21 protein-coding genes are annotated in these 24,185 nt (G+C 38.6%); 17 read left to right on the top strand and 4 right to left on the bottom strand.

The window, feature by feature from the left end; genetic code table 11:
* Positions 1 to 57 precede the first annotated feature (57 nt).
* The 12 genes from murJ (at position 58) to EMK97_RS06215 (ending at position 14,584) form a co-directional block, all read left to right on the top strand.
* Positions 58 to 1,662, top strand: coding sequence for a murein biosynthesis integral membrane protein MurJ (gene murJ / locus EMK97_RS06270; protein ID WP_130600442.1), 1,605 nt, complete (start codon positions 58 to 60; stop codon positions 1,660 to 1,662).
* Between the two features lie 90 nt (positions 1,663 to 1,752).
* Positions 1,753 to 2,673, top strand: coding sequence for a bifunctional riboflavin kinase/FAD synthetase (ribF, locus tag EMK97_RS06265; RefSeq protein ID WP_130600440.1), 921 nt, complete (start codon positions 1,753 to 1,755; stop codon positions 2,671 to 2,673).
* A 95-nt stretch (positions 2,674 to 2,768) separates the two neighbouring features.
* Complete coding sequence (gene ileS / locus EMK97_RS06260) at positions 2,769 to 5,612, top strand: isoleucine--tRNA ligase (RefSeq protein WP_130600438.1); 2,844 nt, start codon at positions 2,769 to 2,771, stop codon at positions 5,610 to 5,612.
* 93 nt (positions 5,613 to 5,705) lie between these two features.
* Positions 5,706 to 6,191, top strand: coding sequence for a signal peptidase II (gene lspA, locus EMK97_RS06255; RefSeq protein ID WP_130604397.1), 486 nt, complete (start codon positions 5,706 to 5,708; stop codon positions 6,189 to 6,191).
* Positions 6,191 to 6,628: an FKBP-type peptidyl-prolyl cis-trans isomerase gene (gene fkpB / locus EMK97_RS06250; protein ID WP_130600436.1), complete on the top strand. Its 438-nt coding sequence runs from the start codon at positions 6,191 to 6,193 to the stop codon at positions 6,626 to 6,628. The genes lspA and fkpB overlap by 1 nt, the downstream gene beginning before the upstream one ends.
* 39 nt (positions 6,629 to 6,667) lie before the next feature.
* Complete coding sequence (ispH, locus tag EMK97_RS06245) at positions 6,668 to 7,597, top strand: 4-hydroxy-3-methylbut-2-enyl diphosphate reductase (protein WP_130600434.1); 930 nt, start codon at positions 6,668 to 6,670, stop codon at positions 7,595 to 7,597.
* Between the two features lie 405 nt (positions 7,598 to 8,002).
* Positions 8,003 to 8,566 carry a type IV pilus modification protein PilV gene (gene pilV / locus EMK97_RS06240; RefSeq protein ID WP_170176727.1) on the top strand — a complete coding sequence of 188 codons (564 nt, stop codon included), beginning with the start codon at positions 8,003 to 8,005 and terminating at the stop codon, positions 8,564 to 8,566.
* A gap of 47 nt (positions 8,567 to 8,613) precedes the next feature.
* A complete protein-coding gene (locus EMK97_RS06235) occupies positions 8,614 to 9,633 on the top strand; it encodes a PilW family protein (RefSeq protein ID WP_246028896.1) in 1,020 nt (339 codons plus the stop codon).
* Positions 9,634 to 9,649: 16 nt separating this feature from the next.
* Positions 9,650 to 10,159, top strand: coding sequence for a PilX N-terminal domain-containing pilus assembly protein (locus EMK97_RS06230; protein ID WP_130600429.1), 510 nt, complete (start codon positions 9,650 to 9,652; stop codon positions 10,157 to 10,159).
* 66 nt (positions 10,160 to 10,225) lie between these two features.
* Positions 10,226 to 13,786 (top strand): pilus assembly protein, encoded by a 3,561-nt coding sequence (locus EMK97_RS06225; protein WP_130600427.1) that lies wholly within the window; start codon positions 10,226 to 10,228, stop codon positions 13,784 to 13,786.
* 35 nt (positions 13,787 to 13,821) lie between these two features.
* Positions 13,822 to 14,259, top strand: a complete 438-nt coding sequence (locus EMK97_RS19345; protein ID WP_281274962.1) for a type IV pilin protein — start codon at positions 13,822 to 13,824, stop codon at positions 14,257 to 14,259.
* Position 14,260: 1 nt separating this feature from the next.
* Complete coding sequence (locus EMK97_RS06215; RefSeq protein WP_130600425.1) at positions 14,261 to 14,584, top strand: TapY2 family type IVa secretion system protein; 324 nt, start codon at positions 14,261 to 14,263, stop codon at positions 14,582 to 14,584.
* A gap of 94 nt (positions 14,585 to 14,678) precedes the next feature.
* On the opposite strand, the gene EMK97_RS06210 is transcribed toward EMK97_RS06215, so the two are convergent.
* The 3 genes from EMK97_RS06210 to nadE all read right to left on the bottom strand — a co-directional run bounded on the left by EMK97_RS06210 (position 14,679) and on the right by nadE (position 16,872).
* Positions 14,679 to 15,260: a GspH/FimT family pseudopilin gene (locus EMK97_RS06210; protein WP_130600423.1), complete on the bottom strand. Its 582-nt coding sequence runs from the start codon at positions 15,258 to 15,260 to the stop codon at positions 14,679 to 14,681.
* A gap of 79 nt (positions 15,261 to 15,339) precedes the next feature.
* The gene (locus EMK97_RS06205) at positions 15,340 to 15,939 is read right to left on the bottom strand and encodes a GspH/FimT family pseudopilin (protein ID WP_130600421.1); all 600 of its coding nucleotides are present in this window, start codon (positions 15,937 to 15,939) and stop codon (positions 15,340 to 15,342) included.
* A gap of 78 nt (positions 15,940 to 16,017) precedes the next feature.
* Positions 16,018 to 16,872 (bottom strand): ammonia-dependent NAD(+) synthetase, encoded by an 855-nt coding sequence (gene nadE, locus EMK97_RS06200; RefSeq protein WP_130600419.1) that lies wholly within the window; start codon positions 16,870 to 16,872, stop codon positions 16,018 to 16,020.
* A 132-nt stretch (positions 16,873 to 17,004) separates the two neighbouring features.
* Here nadE and glnB point away from each other — a divergent pair, with 132 nt between their 5' ends.
* Both glnB and EMK97_RS06190 read left to right on the top strand, forming a co-directional pair.
* Positions 17,005 to 17,343 carry a nitrogen regulatory protein P-II gene (gene glnB / locus EMK97_RS06195; RefSeq protein ID WP_130600417.1) on the top strand — a complete coding sequence of 113 codons (339 nt, stop codon included), beginning with the start codon at positions 17,005 to 17,007 and terminating at the stop codon, positions 17,341 to 17,343.
* 212 nt (positions 17,344 to 17,555) lie between these two features.
* Entirely contained in the window at positions 17,556 to 18,593 is a 1,038-nt protein-coding gene (locus EMK97_RS06190) for a hypothetical protein (RefSeq protein ID WP_130600415.1), read from the top strand.
* A 139-nt stretch (positions 18,594 to 18,732) separates the two neighbouring features.
* Here the strand turns inward: EMK97_RS06190 and EMK97_RS06185 are convergent, their stop codons facing one another.
* Positions 18,733 to 19,491: an outer membrane protein assembly factor BamD gene (locus EMK97_RS06185; RefSeq protein ID WP_130600413.1), complete on the bottom strand. Its 759-nt coding sequence runs from the start codon at positions 19,489 to 19,491 to the stop codon at positions 18,733 to 18,735.
* A gap of 205 nt (positions 19,492 to 19,696) precedes the next feature.
* Here EMK97_RS06185 and rluD point away from each other — a divergent pair, with 205 nt between their 5' ends.
* The 3 genes from rluD to clpB all read left to right on the top strand — a co-directional run bounded on the left by rluD (position 19,697) and on the right by clpB (position 24,111).
* Positions 19,697 to 20,671 carry a 23S rRNA pseudouridine(1911/1915/1917) synthase RluD gene (gene rluD, locus EMK97_RS06180; protein WP_130600406.1) on the top strand — a complete coding sequence of 325 codons (975 nt, stop codon included), beginning with the start codon at positions 19,697 to 19,699 and terminating at the stop codon, positions 20,669 to 20,671.
* A complete protein-coding gene (gene pgeF, locus EMK97_RS06175; protein ID WP_130600404.1) occupies positions 20,652 to 21,452 on the top strand; it encodes a peptidoglycan editing factor PgeF in 801 nt (266 codons plus the stop codon). Before rluD ends, pgeF begins: the two co-directional genes overlap by 20 nt.
* Positions 21,453 to 21,540: 88 nt before the next feature.
* The gene (clpB, locus tag EMK97_RS06170; protein ID WP_130600402.1) at positions 21,541 to 24,111 is read left to right on the top strand and encodes an ATP-dependent chaperone ClpB; all 2,571 of its coding nucleotides are present in this window, start codon (positions 21,541 to 21,543) and stop codon (positions 24,109 to 24,111) included.
* Positions 24,112 to 24,185: the final 74 nt, after the last annotated feature.

Genomic DNA, 24,185 nt, shown 5'->3' with positions numbered 1-24,185 from the left:
GGTAAAATCATTACATAATAGTATTTTATTTGTCTTTTTCAGGTTAAGGATTAATTTTTGAGTAAAAAGTTAATTAAGTCAGGCATTATTGTCAGTGCGATGACATTGATTTCTCGTGTGCTTGGTTTAGTCAGGGATGTGGTTATTGCCAATGTTATGGGCGCGGGCTTTATGGCCGATGTATTTTTATTTGCGAATAAAATACCCAATTTTTTGCGCCGACTTTTTGCTGAAGGCGCCTTTGCTCAAGCCTTTGTTCCGGTATTAAGTGAGTATCATACGAAAGATGAAAGCGTGAATGAGCATCAGTTAGCAGAAACTAGAAGGCTAATCGCGCAAGTTTCGGGCACGCTTGGTGTGATAGTCACCTTAGTGACCTTGTTCGGTATGATAGCCTCACCCGTTTTTGTTATGTTATTTGGCTTTGGCTGGTTTGTTGATTGGTTAAATGATGGTTCTGCAGCGCAGAAGTTTGATTTAGCCGCTAATTTATTAAAAATTACCTTTCCTTATTTATGGTTTATCAGTTTTGCTGCCTTATCAGGCGCAGTGCTAAATACCTTAGGACGATTTGCTGTTGCCGCATTTACGCCAGTTTTACTTAATATTGCCATTATATTAATGGCAATTTATGGTGCTGATTTTACGCAAAGCCCGGCTCATGCGCTCGCTTGGGGGGTATTTTTAGGGGGCCTGGTTCAGTTTATTTTTCAATTACCGTTTCTTTATCGAGCAGGTGTTTTAGTTAAGCCTACTTGGGCTTGGCATAGCAAGGGTGTTACTAAAGTACGTAAATTGATCGTTCCAGCCTTGTTTGGTGTTTCTGTAACGCAAATCAACTTGTTATTAGATACCTTAATTGCTAGCTTTTTAGTTACTGGCTCAATTAGCTGGCTTTATTATGCCGATAGGTTGTTGGAATTTCCTTTAGGGTTATTCGGTATTGGTATTGCTACGGTAGTTCTGCCGAGTTTATCTAAGCTGCATGCCAAGCAAAGCCTACATGAATTTAGTGCTACGCTTGATTGGGGAATTCGCGTTATTAGTTTATTTGGTTGGCCTGCACTGGCTGGTTTAATGGTTTTAGCACAGCCAATTATCATGGTGTTATTTATGCGCGGAGAGTTTAGTGAGCAAGATGTTCTACAAGTTTCTTTTGCCCTATTTGCTTATTTATCCGGCTTATTAAGTTTTATGTTTATCAAAGTGTTAGCACCGGGTTTTTACGCTAGGCAAGATACAAAAACGCCAGTAAAAATTGGCATTAAGGCTATGGTGGCTAATATGGCATTTAATTTAATGCTAGCGCCGTTTTTAGGTTATGTCGGTTTGGCGTTGGCGACAACTTTATCTGCGACATTAAATGCTTTTTTGTTGTATCGAGCGTTAAAGGCGGACGAGGTATTTCAGCTATCAACGGCAACTAAGATATTTATTGCTAAACTAGTGCTCTCGGCTGCTGTTATGGCGTTAGTAGTGTACCTAACATCTCCAGTATTTTCTGATTGGTTAGCCATGGGCTTTTTCAAGCAAATACAACAATTAGTATTATGTATCACTTTAGGTTGTATCAGCTATTTCCTTATGATTTTCGTGCTTGGTATTAGAATGAAAGATTTTAAGGTTGAAAAAGCAGAAAATATTCCAGAAATATCGTCATAGAACTACTGATTATTAGCGCGCACTGGTATATAATTCGGCGATTTAATTTATCATGCTTGTTCGACGCCTTATTTAGGATCTAGTAATTTAATGCAGTTAGTTCGCGGTATACACAATATTCGTGCTAAAGATCATGGTTGTGTACTTACAATAGGTAACTTTGATGGTGTTCATTTAGGGCATCAGCGAGTGATTCAGGCTCTGGTTAATAAAGCGCGCACCTTAAATTGTGTGCCAGCAGTCTTGGTATTTGAGCCGCAACCGCAAGAGCTTTTTTCTCCTGATACTGCGCCAGCAAGGCTGTGTCGACTGCGTGATAAATACGGTTTATTAGAAAAGCTTGGTGTAGAGCGTTTAATTTGTGTGAACTTTACCCGAAAATTTGCTAACCAAAGTGCTGAACAGTTTATTGAGCACTTGTTAGTTGAGAAACTGGGTATAAAGCACTTAATTGTTGGTGATGATTTTCATTTTGGTAAAAATCGCACCGGCAATTTTGCCATGTTATCTGAGGCGGGCAAGGTCTTTAACTTTGGTGTGACTGATACGGCAAGTTATAAACTGTCAGATTGTCGAATCAGTAGCACAGAAATACGTAAAGCGCTTGAGCAGGATAACTTGTCTGAAGCTACCAGCATGCTTGGCCGAGAATACTCTATTGTTGGTAAGGTTTTTCATGGTGACAAACGAGGCAGGCAGTTAGGTTTTCCGACGGCGAATGTTTTATTAAAGCGCCGTGTTTCACCGCTAAGTGGTGTTTTTGCCGTTAAAGTGAATACTAGCTTAGGGCAATTTTCAGGTGTGGCTAATATTGGTGCCAGACCAACTGTTGCCGGTTTACGTCAACAGCTTGAAGTACATATTTTTGATTTTGATGCTGAGCTTTATGGGCAATGCATTGAAGTAATTATTAAGAAAAAAATACGCAATATTATGAAGTTTGATACCTTAGCAGCATTAACAGAGCAAATCGCTGCTGATAGTGAGCAAGCTAAATTAATATTGAAGTAATAAAATAACGATAAGTTTTAAAAATATACCGATAAGGTATTCAATTTGATTGTAACCATAGGCTTGCAATCCAACATTAACGGATAATGATTTAAATGAGTGATTACAAACATACCCTCAATTTACCAGCAACTTCGTTTGCCATGAAAGGTAATATGGCAAACCGTGAACCTAACATGCTCAAAGATTGGGCTAGTAAAGATCTTTACGGCAAAATTCGTGCTGCAAAGAAAGGGAAAAAGTCATTTATTTTGCATGATGGCCCTCCATATGCGAACGGTAATATTCATTTAGGTCATGCGGTTAATAAAATTTTAAAAGATATTATTGTTAAATCGAAAACACTGTCTGATTTCAATGCCCCTTATGTACCAGGTTGGGATTGTCATGGTTTACCAATTGAGCTTATGGTTGAGAAAAAGGTGGGTAAACCAGGCCATAAAGTTTCAGCTGCGGAATTTCGTCAAAAATGTCGTGACTATGCTATCAAGCAAGTAGACGGTCAGCGTGAAGACTTTAAACGTTTAGGTATTTTTGCTGATTGGGAAAAGCCTTATTTAACCATGGATTTTGATACTGAAGCTAATATTATCCGAGCTTTAGGCAAAATCGCTGAAAATGGTCACTTACAGCAAGGCTTTAAACCTGTGCATTGGTGTACAGATTGTGGTAGTGCTTTAGCTGAAGCTGAAGTGGAATATAAAGACAAACAATCGCCTGCCATCGACGTTAAGTTTGTTGCTGATGATGCTGTAGCAAGTAAGTTCTCACACCCAGAAAATCATCAAGGTGAAGGCGAAATTGGTTTAGTTATTTGGACAACAACGCCGTGGACATTACCTGCAAACCGCGCTATTTCAGTACACCCTGAGGTTGAGTACACTTTAGTTCAATGTGAGGGTGAGCAAGGTAAGCAACGCTTAATACTTGCTTCTGATTTAGTTAGCAGTTGTATGGATAGATTCGGTATTGATAAATACCATGCACTTGGCTTTTGTAAAGGTGCCGATCTTGAGTTAGTGCAAGCACAGCATCCATTTTATGACTTTACCGTACCGGTTATTTTAGGTGAGCATGTTACTACAGATTCAGGTACTGGTTGCGTGCATACCGCGCCAGGTCATGGTGTCGACGATTTTGTTGTTGGTAAAGAATATGATTTAGAAGTTGCTAACCCTGTTGGCGCTAATGGTGTTTACTTAGAAGATACGCCATTATTTGCAGGTCAACATGTCTTTAAAGCCAATACTAGTGTTGTTGAAGTTTTAAAAGAAAGAGGTGCCTTGATTCATCATCATGCCTTTGAACATTCATATCCACATTGCTGGCGCCATAAAACACCGATTATTTTCCGCGCTACGCCGCAGTGGTTCGTTAGCATGGATAAGAAAGACTTACGTGCTGACTCATTAAAAGAAATTGAAAAAACGCAATGGATTCCAGATTGGGGGCAAAGCCGCATTGAGTCTATGGTGGAAGGGCGTCCTGATTGGTGTATTTCACGCCAACGTACCTGGGGTGTACCCATTGCATTATTTATTCATAAAGATACAGGCGCACTTCACCCTCGCAGCATTGAGCTGATTGAAGAAGTCGCAAAACGTGTTGAACAGTCGGGTATTCAAGCGTGGTTTGATTTAGAAGCAAGTGAATTAATTGGTGATGATGCCAAAGAGTTTATCAAAGTACCTGATACCTTAGATGTGTGGTTTGATTCTGGTACAACTCATTACTCTGTAGTAAACGCGAGAGAAGAGTTTGACGGAATTGCTGATTTATACCTTGAAGGCTCAGATCAACATCGTGGTTGGTTTATGTCGTCAATGATGTCATCTGTTGCTATGACAGGTAAGGCACCATATAAGCAAGTGCTTACTCATGGTTTCACTGTTGATGTAAATGGTCATAAGATGTCTAAATCGTTAGGTAATGTGGTCACACCATCACAAATTACCAATAATTTAGGTGCGGATATTTTACGTTTATGGACTGCATCAGTTAACTATACGCAAGAAATTACTGTGTCAGATGAGATATTTAAGCGTCAAGCTGATGCTTATCGTCGTATCCGTAATACTTCACGTTTCTTATTATCTAACTTAAACGGTTTTGAGCCAGCACAACACTCAGTTGCATTAGATGACATGGTGGCACTTGATCGTTGGGTAGTTGATAAAGCTGCTCGTCTACAAGAAGAAATTGTTCAAGCATACGATGAGTATGAATTCCATGTGGTTGTGCATAAGCTAATGAACTTCTGTACAACAGAGTTAGGTGGTTTCTACTTAGATATCATCAAGGACAGACAGTATACAGCGAAAAGTGACAGTAATGCGCGTCGCTCTTGTCAAACGGCTATGTATTTAATTGCCGAAGCGATGACACGCTGGATGGCGCCTATTTTATCTTTTACTGCTCAGGAAATTTGGCAGGCGTTACCAGCTCCAGCAGGAGAGGCAAGAGAAGAGTTTGTCTTTACTGGTGTATGGTTTGATGGCTTAGCGAAAATTTCTGATGATGTAGCCCTTGATAACGATTATTGGAATCAGCTGTTATTGGTGCGTGGTGAAGTTAACCGTGCATTAGAGCTAGCGCGTAAAGACAAAGTTGTAGGCAAAGCATTAGAAGCGGAAGTCACACTTTATTGTAATGCTAAGCTTGCTGATGACTTAGCTAAGTTAGAAGATGAATTACGCTTTGTTTTGATCACTTCTAAAGCAACAATTCAGGTGCTTGACTCAGTTGAAAGTGCTCCAGAAGGTGCTATGGCTACGGATATTGACGGCTTAGCTGTTAAAGTTACTGCGGCTTCAGGTGAAAAGTGTGAGCGTTGCTGGCATGTAACTGAAGATATTGGTGACAATGAAACTTATAAAGATCTATGTGGCCGTTGTGTAACCAATGTTGAAGGCGATGGTGAAGAGCGCAAGTTCGCCTAATCTTTCTTAAGTCGCTTTACTTTGTTTGTAGGGCGACTTGTTTAACTTATAGGCGAGAAAATAACCTTGAGTAAATTCATTTCTGATAGTGCAATGCGCTGGTGGTGGTTAACACTGGTGTGCTTGCTTGTTGATCAAATAACAAAACATTGGGTTGCTGGTAGTTTTGATTTATATGAATCAATTAATGTGCTGCCATTTTTTAATTTAACCTATGTTCATAACCCCGGAGCCGCATTTAGCTTTCTAGCTGATCAAGGTGGTTGGCAACGCTGGTTTTTTACTGTTATTGCCACAGTCGCTAGCATTATATTTATTGTTTGGATGTGTAAAACGCCAAAGCAGCAAACCTTGCTTGGTTTAGCATTAGCCTTGATGTTAAGTGGGGCTTTAGGTAATTTGATTGATCGTGCTTTATTTGGCTATGTAATCGATTTTCTAGACTTTCATTGGGCGGGTTATCATTTCCCTGCCTTTAATATTGCAGACTCTATGATATTTATTGGTGCTGCGTTGATGATTTTAGACTCTTTTCGTGAAGAAGCACGTAAAGGTAAAGAGACAAAGGTAAGTGAATAATGACTGATAATAAATTAGTTGAAAATGATTCTAGCATATTAGTGCATATTACCATGAAGCTTAGTGATGGCTCTGCAGCTGATAGCACTAAAGTTAATAACAAACCTGCTAAAATTGTTATAGGTGATAACAGTATTTCTAAAGCATTTGAAGCAAACTTATTAGGTATGGCAGCGGGTGAGTCAAAAGAGTTTACCTTAGAAGCGGTCGATGCCTTTGGTGAGTCAAATCCTGATAATATCCATTATATGGATAAAGATAAGTTTACAGCAGAAGTTCCTGCAGAAGTTGGCAATATTATAACTTTTAGCCAACCAGGCGGTGAGCTGCCAGGTATCATTACTGAAGTATCAGGCCACTCAGTTACCGTTGATTTTAATCACCCGTTGGCTGGCCAAGCAGTTACTTTTGTCATCGACATTGTTGAAATTTTATAGTTTAGTTAAGCAAACTTATTTAGGTAGTGGTATTTTATTATGGAAATTATTTTAGCGAATCCAAGAGGCTTTTGTGCTGGTGTAGATAGAGCTATTAGTATTGTTGATCGTGCATTAGATCTTTTTGGTGCTCCCATTTATGTTCGCCATGAAGTTGTCCATAATAAGTTTGTTGTTGATGGGCTAAAAGAGCGTGGTGCGGTGTTTGTTGATGAACTTGATGAAGTACCAGATGATAGCACTGTAATTTTTAGTGCTCACGGTGTCTCGAAAGCTGTTCGTCAAGAGGCAAAAAACAGAGACTTAAAAGTGTTTGATGCAACCTGTCCTTTGGTGACTAAAGTACATATGGAAGTGTCGCGCGTTAGTCGCAAAAATATAGAATGTATTTTAATCGGTCATGCAGGCCACCCTGAAGTTGAAGGCACTATGGGGCAGTATGATAGTGACTCGGCAGGTATTTACTTAGTTGAATCGACTAAAGATGTTGAAAATTTAGTGGTTAAAAACCCTGAAAAATTATACTTTTGCAGCCAAACAACGTTATCAGTTGATGATACTTCCGAAGTTATTGATGCCTTGAGAGCCAAATTCCCGTTAATAGAAGGGCCGCGTAAAGATGATATTTGTTATGCCACACAAAATCGTCAAGATGCAGTGCGCTCTATTATTGAACATGTTGATTTATTGCTTGTTGTCGGGGCAAAAAATAGTTCAAACTCAAACCGCCTAAGGGAAGTCGCGACAAAAATGGGAGTCACTGCTTACTTAATTGATACTGCGGATGATATTGAAACCCAGTGGTTAGAGAATGTTGCTAAAGTTGGTGTAACAGCGGGCGCTTCAGCCCCAGCTATCTTATTTAAGCAAGTAGTTGAAGCACTAAAAACTTATGGTGGTCATGAGGTTATAGAACACCCAGGCAGAGAAGAAAGTATTGTATTTGCAGTACCGGCTGAATTGCGCTAGTCTTAAATAAGCTTTAAATTTAATCAAAGTGGTAAGTGCTAGGTTTATCACTTTTTTGTAGAGTACAGTTTTCGGTTTCAAAGTTACTTTGAAAAATAACTTTATCGTGGGTAGTAGCTGTACATTAGTTTGATATTTTGGTTGGCAACTGAGTACTACCCATTAGATATGGAAGCAGTATGTGCGCAAAAAGCGCAAATTACCATGGTTTAGGTAAAGTGGGGGATAGGTAAGTGGTCACTTCAATTTTATGTTCTAAAACGTTGTTCAAGCAAAGTTATACTGTATATAGTTATTCCTTTTTTGATTTATTTCTCTCGATTTTTAAACCAATCTCCTTCAGTCTTGCTCAAAATATTACTTGTAAATTAACTGAGCTTATAAATGTTCGCTTGGGGGCTTGCTATGCCTAATACTATATATTCTAAAAATAAAAATGCTGGTATGACATTTATTGAGGTGCTGATTGCCTTGGTTATTATTGTTACTGGTATCCTAGGAGCCGTAGGTATGCAGGCTATGGCTAAGCAAGCAAGCTTTGATGCTATGCAAAGATCATTAGCCTCGAGTTTAGCTGAGGATATTCTCTCTAGAATGCGAGCAAACTCTCCCGCAGCACTAGCAAATTATGCGGATAACGGGGTAGTTTATGGACAAGGAAATTACCTTGAGCCAAATCAGCGATGTAACAATAGCGGTGTTGACTGTACTGTAAATGAAATAAGAATTAATGATCAGTTTGAGTGGGACTTAGCGCTGATGGGCGGTAATGTACTTAGTGCCAATAATGATAGAGTTGGTGGTTTAATTAATGCAACTGGCTGTATAACAGTAGTAGGTAGTAATGTTACAGTGGTTGTAAGTTGGGAAGGCAGAGCTGAGACTATTGATGCAACAAAGGATGCAAACTGTGGTCCAGCTGCTCAAGGAAAACGTCGGCAGGTGTTAGTTCAGGCGTTTATTATTTAAATAGTGTCATTAAAAGTAAAAATAGAAGCAAAATGCATAGAGTTACGTTGAAACAGTTATCTAGAAAGCAGCAGGGTTTCACCATTGTTGAAATTTTTATTGCGTTAAGCATCGGCTTAGTATTGCTCGCAGGAGTTGTATCTATTTTTGCTGGTATTAGATCTACAAGTAGTAAAACTTCAAACTATGGTGAAATGCAAGAAAACGGACGTTTTGCCATTAGTGTTTTAACTGAAGATCTGCAAAGAGCAAGCTATTGGGGAGATGATTTTAAAAGTGTATTTGACCAGAGTACTATAAATCCAGTGCCTGCGGCTCCGGGGAACGAATGTAATGGGGGGGGAATAAATAATGGTACTTTCCCTGGCGGTGTTGGACCATTTAGAGCGCTCTGGGGAGAAACGGTTGATGTTGCCAACCCCATGGGATGTTTTAATGATGCTAAGTTAGGCTCTGATTTAATACAGATCAAGCGAGTGGTTGCCAATGAATTGGTTGATAATTTAGGAAACCCAATAGTTAATGCTCCAGCAGGAAATTTTTATTTGGTTGCAAACGAAGGTCAAGGGGTTATCTTTCCTCCTGGTGCTGTGCCAGTAATTAATAATGCCCGAGTATGGCAATACCAGCACCATGTATATTATGTCCGAGAAGAGGATCAGGGAGGCAATCCAGTACCTGTTTTGATGCAAGGACAACTTACTAACCAAATGTCTTTTGCTCCTATTATTGATGGGATTGAAATGATTCGCTTTATGTATGGGATTGATACGACAATTGATCCTAATTTGCCTGGTTATGGTGACATTGACATGTATGTATCTGCTGATGGCGTTAATGGGGGCAATGGCATGACAGAGGCAATATGGAATGGCGCAGGGGGAAGAAGAATTTTGGCAGTAAAAATTTTTGTTTTAGCTAGAAGTACAAGACCTGATATTACTTATAGAAATACCAACACCTATCAATTAGGAGATTTGCCGATAACCTTTAATGACAACTTTAGGCGCTTGCTCTTTACCTCGACGGTTATTTTAACTAATACAGGTACTGATGTATGGCCATGATGAATAGGAGTCGATAATGAAACATGTAATTAAAGTTGACAAGCAAAAAGGGGCAGTGTTACTTGTATCGCTAGTTTTTTTAGTTGCATTAACAGCTGTCACCTCGGCTTTGATGCAAAATAGTACGGTTGATATGAAAATGTCTGGTGCTAGTGAAGTTAAGTCTGTTGCTAATCAGGCAGCTGTAAGTGCGGTTGATGAAGTGATCTTTAATCAAGTCAGTCCAGGCCAAGTTAATCTATTTGCTCTGAGTGTTAAAGGAAATAATTATCCGATAGGCTTTCAAGCTGGAGATCAGAACCTGCTGCTACCAGGAACGAATACAGGAGCAACAGCAAATATAACTGTGTCAAATAATCGCTATCAACTTGATTTGTCTTGTCCGCATAAAAAAAATGGTTCTGACAATGACACCTTTGAGTGTAATAAATTGCGTGTTCAAGTGGATAGACCTTATGGTCGAGAAAATAATAGTAATATTCAAGTGAACTCAATTATTACTCAGGAATTGATTAAGACTCAGTAGTGATTTTATTTAAGGTTTTATTAGGGAAGATGATTAGTTAATTGAAAATTAGCTTTGGGGTTAAATATGAAAAAGTTTGTAGCCAAGAATATAATAATGGCGATATGTACAGGAGTTAGTCTTTTGTTATCTCCATTAGTGTTGTCAGATGATACTGATCTATATTTAAGTGATACAGTTCAAAATGTAAGGCAGAATCCTAAGGTACTGATAATATTTGACAACTCAGGTAGTATGGGGCGAAATCCTATTGATGTTAAGGAGTTTTATGATCCAAATAAAACTTATGGGCCTGTACAAGGCTTAACCTCATTTAATGATAAGTTTATTTATTTTACTAAGGGCGGTGTTGATGGTGTAGGTGTACCAGTACCAGATAGCCCTAGTGAAGCTCGCAGGTTTTTAGATGCAATTAATGGATGTGATGTTGCCCGCCAAAGTCTTGAAACATATGGCTTTTATACAGGGCATATTAGAGAGTATTCTTTTAGAGGCAATACAGGTCGCTGGAATGAAATACCAGATAATAATGGCGCAAATATAGAAATCATTGACTGTGAAGATGACGTATTAGCTCCCACCCCTGTTAACGCTAAATGGAAAAATAATCAAGGTGCGGAAGTTACCGTACCTTCAGGCTATCCAGTTGATGGAGAAGGCACCAGGCAATCACCAATTTATCATACCAATAATGTAGCAGACTCTAATGTTACATGGAGTGGTTCCCTAGTTACCTTGTATACTGACAATTATTTACGTTGGTGGCATGGTGATAATATTCCGGAAGTATCAAAGACCCCGATGGAAATATTCCAAGAAGAAATTTCAAATTATATTCGTAGTGTTCCTAACGTAGATTTTGGTTTACAAATATTTAACTATAATGATGATCGCAGAAATAATGGTGGCCGAGTCATTCAAGGAATTCAGCCTACAACAGCCACTTCAAAGGCATCATTGTTGAATTTGATTAATAATGAAATTTTCCCGGAAACATGGACACCATTGTGTGAGACTATGTATGAGGCCTCACGTTATTTTGCAGGAAAGAATGTTGACTTTGGTAATGATAGGGATGTAAACCCTAAGCGAGATAGAAGTATCGAGTCAGGTAATAAATACATTTCCCCGTACAATAGATGTTTTGACGATACCATTAATATTTTCTTAATTACTGATGGTGAACCAACCTGGGATATTGATGCCGATGCTAAGATACGAGCACTCCCAGCAGGTAATGCAGATATGTCTAATTTTGTTGTTAGTGCACCTAATACATGGGACCGAGGTAATAGCATGTTGCCAGCAATGGCGAGCTGGATGTATGAAAACGACATTAATACTGATTTAGATAATAAGCAGAATGTTAGAACTTTCACGATAGCCTTTGGTGAAGAGGCTCAAGCTTCTGCAGCTGCGTTACTAGAAGAAACCGCAAGACGAGGAGGTGGTGAATACCTTTATGCGGGTAACAGTGGTGATCTAACAAGAGCGTTGAATGAGTTCACAGGCAGCTTAACAACAGGTGGTAGTTCTCTAACTTCTGCGTCAGTAGCAGCCAACACAGTAGATAGAACACAGACTTTAGATAATGTCTATTATGGTATGTTTCAGCCTGATATAGGTCCGAGATGGCATGGGAATTTAAAGAAATATAAAGTAGTTGGTGGTGAACTTAAGGGAAAAAATGGTGAGTTGGCGACAGATCTTGATACAGAACAGTTTTCTCAAAATGTTTCTAGCTATTGGTCAAGTGGTGTTGATGGTGACAAAGTCGCAGAAGGTGGTGTTGTTGAAATGTTTACCACTATCACTCCATCTCAACGCAAGATATATAGTGATTTAGGTGTTGGCTCGGGGAGTTTGCTTCAAGTTACTGAGGCTGACTTTAGAACTAAGGCTATTTCAGGCTATGGCAATCGAGCTGATCTAGTGAATGCTTTAGGTGTAGTAGATGATGATGCGGCGATAGATGAGGTTTTACATTGGCACATGGGGGTTGATGTTGACGATGAGGACAAGGATGGCTTTATAGATGATATGCGCCCTAGTGTTTTTGGTGATCCTCTACACTCTAAGCCTGTTGTAATTAATTATGGTAACGATAATATCTATATTGCAGTTGGCACCAACCAAGGTGCTTTGCATATGTTTAAGGACAACAACCCTAATTCGGCTAGTTCTTATGTTTCTGAATCATGGGCGTTTTTACCGAAAGAGTTATTTTCAAATATTAAAGGTTTAAAGGATAACTTTTCAAACGCTGATAAGATGTACGGAGTAGATGGATTAATTACATTTTATATTAATGATATAAACGGTGATGGTGATGTCGATGTTAATGATGGTGAAACGGCTTGGTTGTTCTTTGGTTTACGACGAGGTGGAGACTCTTACTACGCATTAGATATAACAAACCCAGAAAGTCCAAGTAAAATGTGGAAGTTATCTGGTGGAGCATCTCCATTTGAAGAGCTAGGCCAATCTTGGTCGCAACCTAAAGTTGTCTTTTCAATGTTGAACGTATCAGGTGATACAGCAAAGCCTACACTCTTATTCGGTGGAGGCTACGATATAAGTAAAGATAATACAGGCGTAGGAACTGCTGATAATTCTGGTCGAGCGGTTTATATGGTAGATGCTGAGTCAGGTAATTTTCTTTGGAGTTTAGCACCTTCAGGTACAACGACATTTACTGGAACTGACAGCATACCATCGACTATTGGTACATTAGATAGTGATGCTGATGGTTTAATAGATCGACTGTATTTTGGTGATACTGGTGGTAATGTTTGGCGCGTCGATATGCCTGGCGCAGATACTAATAAATTTACTGTTTTTAAATTGGCTAGTCTAGGTGATGAACTTTCAAATGCTCAAGATAGGCGTTTCTTTTACCGACCTACAATAGTTAGAACGATTATTACCGAAACAATTGATACAGGATTAGTTGATTTAAATAATGACGCAATTATTGTGAAGCAAGAAACCCCTTACGATGCAATATTGATTGGCAGTGGTGATAGGAGTGATCCTGTAGGTCAAGATACACTAGATAAATATTTTATGATCAAAGACGTAAATATTGCTACGCAAACCTTTGATGGAAATACCGTTCCTATTCCTGCAACAATTACTATTAATGATTTATATGACTATACCGATGGTCCATTTGATGGTCTTACGGGCCAAGCGTTTGATGATAAAGCATTGGAAGTAAGTTTAAAGCAAGGTTGGTACTTCAGCTTTGAGCAAAGCGGTGAAAAAAGCTCTGCTGCCGGTAGGGTAATTAAAAATGTTGCTTATTTTAATTCTTATACGCCGCCAGAGCCAAATCCTAATTTATGTTATGTAGGTGGTAAGGCATGGCTATATGCGATTGATTTAGCGTTAGGCATCAAAAAATTCAATTGGTCAAATTCAAATAGTGATCCTGAATTAGTTAGAGGCGATAAAATACGCTATATAGGAAGTCAATTTGCGGATACGCCAACGGTTATATCAGTTCCTTCTCAGCCAGGAGAGCTACCTAAGGTTAAGGTTATTGCTAATTACTTTGTACATGAGCCTGACTTGTCAGTTCAAACCGGTAGGAGTTCCATGGTAACTACGGAACAAGTCAATTAACAATAGAGTGCTCGCTTAATATGGTAGGTAATAGAATGAGTAATGATATGTTTATGGTGCGAAAAGTGACGAAAAGTATAACAGGTTTTACATTGGTAGAGGTGATGATTGTAGTTGCGATTATTTCTATTCTTGCAACAATTGCCTATCCTTCTTATGTAGATCATGTAATACGCTCTAATAGGGCTGAAGCTTTGATTGAGTTAACTCGAGTAGCGAATCTACAAGAGCAGTTTTTTGTAGATAATAACCGCTACACTGATGACTTAAATGAGCTAGGTCTTGGTGGAGTTGCTTATGAAACACAAAGTGCTAACTATAGTATAGCGTCTGTTATAGCTAACAATGCCACACAGTTTACATTGACAGCAACAGCACAGCATAGACAAACTCAGGATACTGGTTGCACGGCTATTACATTGACACATACGGGACAAAAAGACCCATTACAGGCAAGTTGTTGGGAGAGGTAATATGAACACTTATTTTAGAGTTATTTTGTTAACTGCAGTAACGATGCTGGCTCTTTCAGTAAGCACAGAGACTTTAGGTGCGAAGAAAGAAAAAAAACGAGCTCATGCAAAGTGCCATGTTGCTTTATCGGATGGCACTGAAACAGTTGTATTTTGGTTCATTCCGAAACAGAAAATTGCTAGCTATGCACCTAAAATTGAGGGTAAAAAGATAGCTAAAGCCAAAGGAAAAGTCAGTATATACAAGGCTTTTGAGTGTGTGGCTGATTCTGATGAGTTTTCTAGCGCAAGAGCTCAGTTGATTGATAGTAAAACGCCTAGATAAATATTATTCAGTTCACTTTTGCTTTATTTAGGACTAGTTAAGTTTTATAAAAAAACTCCCTCAACTCTGTGAGGGAGGAATTTTTCTATAGAATTTAGATACAAACGATATTTGCACCTTGCCTGTCTTGATCTTTGCCATCACCATTATTGTCACTACTTAAAAATGTTCTTCCTGATAAGGAAATGATAACGGCTCGGGAAAATTTTTCATTAGCATGTGGGCAAAAGCTAAATGTTCCAGCATTATTGGCGGTAAGCTGGCCGCTGGCATTATAGGTAACTCTATCAAATGCAAACTGCAGCTTATCTGTTGCATTTATTGGAGATATTTCTTTAATGACTTGGTTCTGAGATATTATGCCAATCACACCTGACCAGTCGGCTGCACCGGTACAATCAGTTCTATTTACGTTAATAGGACAAACACTGACGTTTAGCCCTGTATTTATGGCAGTGTTTCTTGCTGTTAATAGCATACGCTGTAATTCTGATACCTTATTATCAACTTTTAATTTAACAATAAACTCACCTAAACTGGGTAAGGCGATGGTTGTTAATATCGCTAGCACAGCGATACTGATCATGACTTCAATTAAGCTAAACCCTTGTTTATTTCTTAATGGGTTGCTATACAGTTGTTTTTGGTTAGTAAAAGAGGAAACAATCCATCGCATTTGAACACCTAAATAAATCTACAGCTTTATTTATTTATAGCACTTTATAAGCCTTCAATCTAGTGAATATGTTCTCGCCTTAGTTACATGTTATTTCGTTATTACTTCTTGTTTCCTCGATTCCATCGTTATCAATATCGCTACTTGTATAGAGCCGACCAGAGCGTGCAATTACAATAGCACGAGAAAATTGCTCAAATCCTTTAGGGCAATACCTAAATGTACCGTTTGAAAGTCCTGATAAATGGCCGTCTGGGTGATAACTTACTCGTGTTCTATACCTGCCATACACTAGTTTGTCGGAGGTTTTTATTGCTGCTTTTGAAATTAATATCCGCTCACCATCAGCTTCATCTAATATTAAGTTATTATTCAAATCAGCAAAAACGCTGAGCTCATTTTGCCATAAAGTTGTGCATTCATTATTAGCGTTAAGGGGACATAATGTCACTATGTTTCCTGAGTTTATAGCATGATTTCTTGCCTTTAATAACGCGCGGTGTAAATTAGATATTTCGTTATCAACTCTTAGTTTGACAATGAAAGGTTGTAGATTAGGTATCGCGATAAAGGATAATACCGAAATGATAGCGACGCTAACTAATAGTTCAATTAGCGTCATACCTATCGAAGACTTAGTTTGAGGTAAAAGCTTTCCTTGCTTAGTGGTCATATTCATAAAAATTCCATTTTTATATATTTGTGGTCTTTTTATGTATAGACAATAAATCCGTATACAGTCAACAATATGTAAAATCTAGTTTTCGTATAATGTTGGAATAGCCTTTCTTTTGTGCTGAGTTTTTTGATAAATATTGATAATATGCTCTGATACTTTCTGACTCACTTCTTTTCCTTCTAAAAAGTCATCAAGTTGATCGTAACTGATACCTAATGCATCTTCATCAGTTTTTCCTGGATCTAGATCTTCTAAATCTGCCGTAGGAGCTTTGCTGACAAGAATTTCTGGAGCCCCGAGGTTTTTAGCGATAGCTCTGACTTGTCGCTTTGATAAACCAAAAAGGGGAGCTAAATCACAGGCGCCATCACCCCATTTTGTAAAGAAGCCTGTTATATTTTCTGCGCTATGATCGGTACCAATAACAAGACCACCTAGTATTCCGGCAATATGGTATTGTGAAATCATCCTCATACGTGCTTTAACATTGCCCTTTGAAAAGTCAACTTGTCCATCGCTTGGCTTAGGCAAATTTTGTTTAGCTATAGCTTGTAGCACTTCATTGTGAATTCCATCAACGCCAGCTAAAACATTGGTGGTCAGACAGTGACTTGGCTGAATAAAACTTACGGCTTGTTGTGCATCGTCTTCATCTGATTGTGTATCATAGGGTAAACGTACTGCGATAAATTGATATGTGTTGCTATTTTCTTCTTTATTCAGCTCGTTAACAGCCAGTTGAGCTAAGCGACCACAGGTGGAAGAGTCTACACCACCGCTAATGCCAAGAATTAAATTTTTTAAGCCTGAGGCTTTTAATTGTTTTTTAATAAAGTTAACACGACGTTTTATTTCAAATTCAACATCAATTGAAGGTAAAACTTTCATTTCAGAGATAATGTCTTGTTTGCTAATTGACTTGGCAGTTGTCATTAAAGTTTCCTAATTTGTGCTAGTAATAGACAAGTTGCTCTAGTTTAGCAAAATTAAAGCCTTAAATGATATTGATATATTGAGTTAAACGCGCTGTAATATTGTTAATTCAAATTAAGTAAGTTGACAGCAATGAAAAAAATTGAAGCAATTATTAAGCCTTTTAAAATGGATGATGTTAGAGAAGCGTTAGGCGAGATTGGTGTGACAGGGATGACAGTGTCCGAAGTTAAGGGCTTTGGTAGGCAGAAGGGTCATACTGAGTTATACCGAGGTGCTGAATATATGGTAGATTTCTTACCAAAAGTGAAATTGGAAATTGTTATTGCAACTGAAGATGTTGAGCGCTGTATTGATACAATTATTGAAACTGCTCAAACAGGTAAAATAGGTGATGGTAAAATTTTTGTCACTGATGTTGAGCGCGTCATTAGAATTCGTACAGGGGAAGAGGATCAAGCCGCTATTTAATATAAGCGAATTACTTTATATATGAGTTTTAAGTTAAGCTGGCATTTTTTATGTCAGCTTTTTTTACATCTTTAGAGAGCTGAATGTTTTGCCAAACACTAGGCTGTTGAAATTCAATTAATAAATACCTTAGGTATGAAATATGCACGCAATTGTTCAAGTATCATAGTACTCGTTCAGTACGCATTTGTGATAGTCACAAGGGAGGTATTATGAAAATATTGCTTAAACTTATTGTTTTTTTTGTTGCCATTATTAGTAGCCCATTTGCTAATGCTACAACTATGTGTGCGACATCAGATGTTAACTTAACGGATGTTCAACTAGTACCTGAAGTACAGGTCGACCCGTTTCCTAACCCACCAACAACCAGTATTCCACCAACAGAAGCGAGTGCTTGTGTTGGCTTATTAAGTGGTAATGATAAGCCATCACCATCTGGTCATAATATTGGCGAGTATGGGGATGGGCTACTTAATGGCGCAGCACAAACTGGTGGTAATCCTGATGGCTCGCTTAATCCTTATAACACCTTGTTTGATCCATTTTATAATGAAGCAGATCCATTAAATCCGTTAGCAATGGATGGCTCTGAAGGTTATAACCCTAACCTAGCGTTTATCTCTCCTTCAGATTTACAAGATTTTGATGGGCTAGATGATGGTAATGATTATAAAACTGATCCAGGCTGGGTTTATTTAGGTAAAGATGAAGGCGGAGGTTTTAGTTACTCAACCGCAGGTAGCGGCTTACCAGGAGAAACTTTAGTAAGCTCAGTGGTTGATATTAACTTTTCTTGCGCGGTAGGCTCTATTGGCGGTAGTTGTACTGCAGGTACTTGGTCTATTATGCCTGATTATGATATTGCCAGTCAGTTATTTGATTTGTTTGGGGAAGGTGTTTTTGATCATTTAGCTTTAGTATTTAAGACAGGTAATGTTTGTGAAAGAGAACCAGGAGAAAGAGGAAAACCTGATTGTGAGAGAGGTTCAAACTTTGCTATCTATGACTTTAACTTTAATACATTACTGGGTGGAGGCTTAGATTTATCATCACCTTATAATTTGGGAGGAACGTTTGATTTAGGTTCTACCTTTGATGGAAAAGGTATATCTCATATATCAGTCTGGGCTAGGGATCCTGAATTTTCTGATATTACTAGGATATCTGAGCCAAGAAGTATGTTATTGATGTTATTTGCTTTGGTATTGTTAGCTGCTCGCTACAAAGTAAAGCATGCAATCTTTTAGTGTGTATTGCTAAAATATGTAAAATTTTCTGACACAATAAAAAAGCTGGCTTTAGAGTAGCCAGCTTTTTCCATTCTTTATGTCCCGTCCTGAAATGTGTTTACACTTTGACAACGAGAGAAAACATTAAATAGTTATATTAATTAACCAGTTTATTGTTTGGGTAGTTTGCTGCTAAAACCTGCAATGCATTTTTCTTTAAATCATCTAGCTCTAATTTTTCGTAACATTCAATCATCATTACCAGTGCTTGCTCAACTTCTGGGCTTGGCGAAAAGTACTCGACAACATAACGACCACGATTAGCAGCTGAAGCATATGCTTCACGTTTATAATAAAACTTTGCAACGGCAAGTTCATATTTGGCTAAGCGCGATCTAATTTCTAGCATGCGTTTACGCGCGTCAGCAGCATATTTACTGTTTGGGTATTCCGTTACAATACGTTTTAAATCTTTAAATGCGCTACGCGATGCTTCAGGATCTCGATCAGTTCTATCGATACCAGCAAGATCTTGAAAGAGGTTTTCTTCTGTTGAGATATTAATTAATGCGCGCATATAGTAAACATAGTCAACATTAGAGTTGTTCGGGTTTAACCGTAAGAATCTGTCTGCTAAGGCAATACCTTGAGCAGCGTCACCACTTTTGTAGTAAGCGTAAATTAAGTCTAATTGTACTTGGTGAGAAATAGGGCCAAATGGAAAGCGAGAGTCAATAGCACTTAAAATTTGGATAGCCTTTTGGTATAGACCGCTATCAAGTGCTGCTCTAGCATCAACAAATAGAGCCTGTGCAGATTTATCTGGTACAACTTCTTCTTCTTTTTCTATAGAAGAACACCCTGATATTGCTAACACAAGAAGGGTTAAAATAATTTTTATTGTCAATTTATCCATGAATTTTGCTATCACTAATTTGTTTTCGTTAAAATTAATATCAAACCCGTGAGTAAAGGGGTAAAATATCTGCATGCATTCTAACCTAGCAACCTTGCCTTGCACAGTGAAAAAACAATTTGATGTATTTATCGTTTGTTTTTAAGTGTATCTATGGCGTTTACTCAGGTTAAAATTACGACTAAAGGTAGTAAAAGAGAATTCAATGGCTGAAATTATTCAACATAAAGATAGTGTTCCTGAGTCATGTTTAGGTAAACGCTTAGACCAAACATTGGCACAAATGTTTCCTGATTATTCACGATCTCGGTTAAAAGATTGGATATTAGCTGGCAGTGTTACTGTCAATGGTGAAGTTCAAACACGTGCTAGAGAGAAAATGTACGGCGGAGAAATCATAGCCATTAATGCCGAAGTTGAAGCTGAAGTTAGGTTTGAGCCACAAGATATACCACTTAATATTGTTTATGAAGATGATGATATTTTGGTTATTAATAAGCCCGCAGATTTAGTTGTTCACCCTGGGGCTGGAAATCCTGATGGTACCGTATTAAATGCTTTGTTAAACCATTGTCCAGAACTGGAAGTCGTCCCTAGAGCAGGTATCGTACATCGTCTAGATAAGGACACTACAGGTTTGATGGTTGTAGCTAAAACTATTGCCGCACAAACTAACTTGGTTGATGCATTGCAACGTAGAGAAATTACCCGTGAATATGAAGCCGTGGCTAATGGTATTATGACTGCTGGTGGTGTAGTTGATGAGCCAATTGGTCGTCATGCTACTAAAAGAACCCACATGGCGGTTACTTTTTCTGGTCGTCCTTCTGTTACTCATTACCGTGTTATGGAAAAGTATAGGCTTCATACAAGGTTACGTTTAAGACTGGAAACGGGAAGGACACATCAAATCCGAGTACATATGGCTCATATTTCTCATCCACTCGTGGGAGACCCTGTTTATGGTGGTAGACCAAGGCCACCTAAAAATGCTACACCCGAGCTTTTAGCTATGTTGCGCAGTTTTAAGCGCCAAGCATTGCACGCTGCAATGTTATCTCTATACCACCCAATTACAGGAGAGTTAATGACATGGCATGCAGACCTTCCAGAAGATTTTGTTGAACTTGTGCAATTACTACAAGAAGACAATAAATTAAATGCCCAACAAGAGTATTAACCAAGGTAATCATCAAACGTCCTGCTCAGCCATTGAGCAGGCGATTTTTCCTGCCAATAATATATTAGCAATACAAACAACGCGAATATCTCCTTCAGATACCCTAAATAAAGATAATGATTTTCAGTCGTTTAATCTTGCTTTACATGTAAATGATAATGCTGATGATGTTATCAAAAATAGGGAAATATTAGCTCGCTATATTGCCAAAGAAACGTCGGCTATTCGATTAGATATTCAATGGTTAGAGCAAGTTCACGGTAACTCTGTTGTCGAAGTAAATGAGTTTTCTTCTTCGCCATTGGTTGCTGATGCAAGCATTACTAAGCAAAAACATCTAGCACTGGCAATTATGACCGCAGATTGCTTACCAATTTTACTTGCCCATAAAGAAGGGCTTGAAGTTGCCGCGATACATGGTGGCTGGCGACCTTTAGCAGGTAATATTATTGCTAATACTATTACCGCCATGTCTTCACCTGTAACTGAGATAGTTGCTTGGCTAGGGCCCTGTATTGGCGAAAAAGTATTTGAAGTGGGGCAGGACGTTTACGATGAATTTGTCCAACAAGCAGAGGTTTTTCAACAAGCATTTACTGTTATTGGTAATAATAAATACTTAGCAAGTTTACATCAAATTGCCAAGCTGCAATTACAAGCACTGGGTGTTCATTCTATAGAAAGCTTACATGAATGTACTTTCTCCATGCCTCAAAAATATTACTCTTATAGAAAACAAGCCATTACAGGGCGTATGGCTACGGTTATTTGTCGAATCTAATCTTATTTTTACTCTATTTATCTCCATAACAATATTGAAAAATAAAAATTTATCCTCATAACAGTATCATGAGCTAGGAGGATATATTATGCGTTTAGATCGTTTTACCCAATCTTTTCAAGAGTCCATAGCTGATGCGCAGTCATTAGCTTTAGGGCGAGATCACCAATTTATCGAACCACTTCATTTAATGATGGCGCTATTAAATCAAAACGCCAATACCATTATTCCATTGTTAAAAAGTGCGGGTATAGATATTCGTACTTTACGCACTAAAACTGATGAGGCATTACAGTCTTTGGCTCAAGTGCAAGGTTCGGGCGGAGACGTACAACTATCTGCGGCAACTGGTCGCTTATTTAACTTATGTGATAAACATGCACAAAAGATGGGAGATAAATTTATCTCATCGGAAATGTTTATTTTAGCGGCGATTGAAGATAAAGGGGCTTTAGGGAAAATTCTCACAGAGTTAGGCGCTAATGAGCAAAGAATAAAGGCAGCTATTGAACACATTCGTGGCGGACAAAAGGTTGAAGAGCAAAATGCTGAAGATGTTCGTCAAGCCTTGCAGAAATATACCATTGACCTAACAGAAAGAGCTGAGCAGGGAAAATTAGACCCTGTTATTGGACGAGATGATGAGATACGTAGAACGTTACAAGTATTGCAGCGCCGTACTAAAAATAATCCCGTATTGATTGGTCAACCAGGTGTAGGTAAAACGGCCATAGTGGAAGGGCTTGCACAACGTATTGTTGACCATGAAGTTCCAGAAGGGTTAAAAAATAAACGTGTACTTTCTTTGGATATGGGGGCTTTAGTTGCCGGTGCTAAGTATCGAGGAGAGTTTGAAGAGAGGTTAAAAGCTGTCTTAAACGAACTTGCTCATGAAGAAGGGCAGGTAATTCTCTTTATTGATGAATTACACACTATGGTGGGTGCAGGAAAAACAGATGGTGCTATGGATGCGGGTAATATGCTAAAACCTGCCTTAGCGCGTGGTGACTTGCACTGTGTAGGAGCAACAACACTCGATGAATACAGGCAGTACATCGAAAAAGATGCTGCTTTGGAGCGTCGTTTCCAAAAAGTATTAGTAGATGAGCCAAGCGTAGAAGATACCATCGCTATTTTACGTGGTTTAAAAGAACGTTATGAATTACATCACTCGGTGAATATAACCGATCCTGCTATCGTTGCTGCTGCGAGTTTATCTCACCGCTATATTAGTGATAGGCAATTGCCTGATAAGGCAATTGATTTGATTGATGAAGCAGCATCGAGCATACGCTTGCAGATGGACTCTAAACCTGAAGACCTAGATAGATTAGAGCGTAAGCTTATTCAATTAAAGCTAGAGCAAAAAGCAGTTGAAAAAGAATCTGATGAAGCATCAATCAAACGTTTAGCACTTATTTCAGAACAAATTCGTCAAAACCAACAGAAATATGATGAACTTGATGAAATTTGGACAACAGAAAAAGCGGCACTTTACGGTACTCAAGCCATTAAAGAAGAGCTGGAACAAGCGAGAATTGAATTAGAATCCGCTAGAAGAACCGGTGATCTAAATCGCATGTCTGAGTTGCAATATGGCAAGTTACCTGAGCTTGAAAAACAACTAGATTTGGCGAGCCAAGCAGAAATGCAAGAAATGAGTTTGCTTGCTAACAAGGTCACTGATGTTGAGATTGCTGATGTATTAAGTCGAGCAACAGGAATACCTGTATCGAAAATGCTGGAGCAAGAACGTGACAAGCTATTGCAAATGGAAACACAATTACATGAGAAAGTGATTGGTCAAGATGAAGCTGTATCATCGGTAGCGAATGCTATCAGACGTTCTCGAGCTGGTCTTGCTGACCCAAATCAGCCTATAGGTTCGTTTTTGTTTTTAGGGCCAACAGGGGTGGGTAAAACGGAATTAACCAAAGCGCTTGCCTATTTCTTATTTGATAGTGAAGACTCTTTGATCCGAATTGATATGTCTGAGTTTATGGAGAAGCATTCGGTTGCGCGTTTGGTTGGTGCTCCCCCAGGATATGTGGGCTATGAAGAAGGTGGTTATTTAACTGAAGCCGTAAGGCGTAAACCTTATTCTGTCATTCTCTTAGATGAAGTGGAAAAAGCGCACCCTGATGTGTTTAATATTCTATTGCAAGTACTAGATGATGGCCGCCTTACCGATGGCCAAGGTCGTACTGTAGACTTTAAAAATACTGTAATTATTATGACGTCTAATATTGGCTCAGATATTATTCAAGAGTTTGCTGGTGATGAAAATTATCAACAAATTAAAGCGCAAGTAATGAACGAACTAGGTCATCACTTTAAACCTGAGTTTATCAACCGCGTTGATGAATCTGTGGTATTCCATCCGTTAATTGCTGAGCAAATAGAGCGCATAGCTGGTATTCAAATTCAAGCACTAGCAGATAGATTAACTGAGCAAGAGCTGAGTCTTAAAGTTCACCCTGAGGCATTATCTATGATTGCAGCCGCTGGTTTTGACCCTATTTTTGGCGCAAGACCATTAAAAAGAGCGATTCAACAAGAGATAGAAAACCCATTAGCGCAAAAATTACTGGCTAATGAGTTTGAAAAAGGCAAAACAATTGAGGTATCTGTTGAAGCGGGGGAATTAGTTTTTAGCTAACTTTTGCTTTATCTAAACTATTTCATTTAAACAATAGTGCCCAATGAGTTCGTATTGGGCACTTTGATAACACA

The organism is Litorilituus sediminis, from assembly GCF_004295665.1.
Lineage (GTDB): Bacteria > Pseudomonadota > Gammaproteobacteria > Enterobacterales > Alteromonadaceae > Colwellia > Colwellia sediminis.
The sequence above is the reverse complement of the archived record's forward strand: the minus strand, read 5'-3'. Positions and strand labels throughout refer to the sequence as shown.

Coding starts and splice junctions, on each gene's coding strand:
- ribF (WP_130600440.1), top strand. CDS start 1,753: ATGCAGTTAGTTCGCGGTATACACAATATTCGTGCTAAAGATCATGGT.
- ileS (WP_130600438.1), top strand. CDS start 2,769: ATGAGTGATTACAAACATACCCTCAATTTACCAGCAACTTCGTTTGCC.
- lspA (WP_130604397.1), top strand. CDS start 5,706: ATGCGCTGGTGGTGGTTAACACTGGTGTGCTTGCTTGTTGATCAAATA.
- fkpB (WP_130600436.1), top strand. CDS start 6,191: ATGACTGATAATAAATTAGTTGAAAATGATTCTAGCATATTAGTGCAT.
- ispH (WP_130600434.1), top strand. CDS start 6,668: ATGGAAATTATTTTAGCGAATCCAAGAGGCTTTTGTGCTGGTGTAGAT.
- pilV (WP_170176727.1), top strand. CDS start 8,003: ATGCCTAATACTATATATTCTAAAAATAAAAATGCTGGTATGACATTT.
- EMK97_RS06230 (WP_130600429.1), top strand. CDS start 9,650: ATGAAACATGTAATTAAAGTTGACAAGCAAAAAGGGGCAGTGTTACTT.
- EMK97_RS06225 (WP_130600427.1), top strand. CDS start 10,226: ATGAAAAAGTTTGTAGCCAAGAATATAATAATGGCGATATGTACAGGA.
- EMK97_RS19345 (WP_281274962.1), top strand. CDS start 13,822: ATGAGTAATGATATGTTTATGGTGCGAAAAGTGACGAAAAGTATAACA.
- EMK97_RS06215 (WP_130600425.1), top strand. CDS start 14,261: ATGAACACTTATTTTAGAGTTATTTTGTTAACTGCAGTAACGATGCTG.
- EMK97_RS06210 (WP_130600423.1), bottom strand. CDS start 15,260: ATGCGATGGATTGTTTCCTCTTTTACTAACCAAAAACAACTGTATAGC.
- EMK97_RS06205 (WP_130600421.1), bottom strand. CDS start 15,939: ATGAATATGACCACTAAGCAAGGAAAGCTTTTACCTCAAACTAAGTCT.
- nadE (WP_130600419.1), bottom strand. CDS start 16,872: ATGACAACTGCCAAGTCAATTAGCAAACAAGACATTATCTCTGAAATG.
- glnB (WP_130600417.1), top strand. CDS start 17,005: ATGAAAAAAATTGAAGCAATTATTAAGCCTTTTAAAATGGATGATGTT.
- EMK97_RS06190 (WP_130600415.1), top strand. CDS start 17,556: ATGAAAATATTGCTTAAACTTATTGTTTTTTTTGTTGCCATTATTAGT.
- EMK97_RS06185 (WP_130600413.1), bottom strand. CDS start 19,491: ATGGATAAATTGACAATAAAAATTATTTTAACCCTTCTTGTGTTAGCA.
- rluD (WP_130600406.1), top strand. CDS start 19,697: ATGGCTGAAATTATTCAACATAAAGATAGTGTTCCTGAGTCATGTTTA.
- pgeF (WP_130600404.1), top strand. CDS start 20,652: ATGCCCAACAAGAGTATTAACCAAGGTAATCATCAAACGTCCTGCTCA.
- clpB (WP_130600402.1), top strand. CDS start 21,541: ATGCGTTTAGATCGTTTTACCCAATCTTTTCAAGAGTCCATAGCTGAT.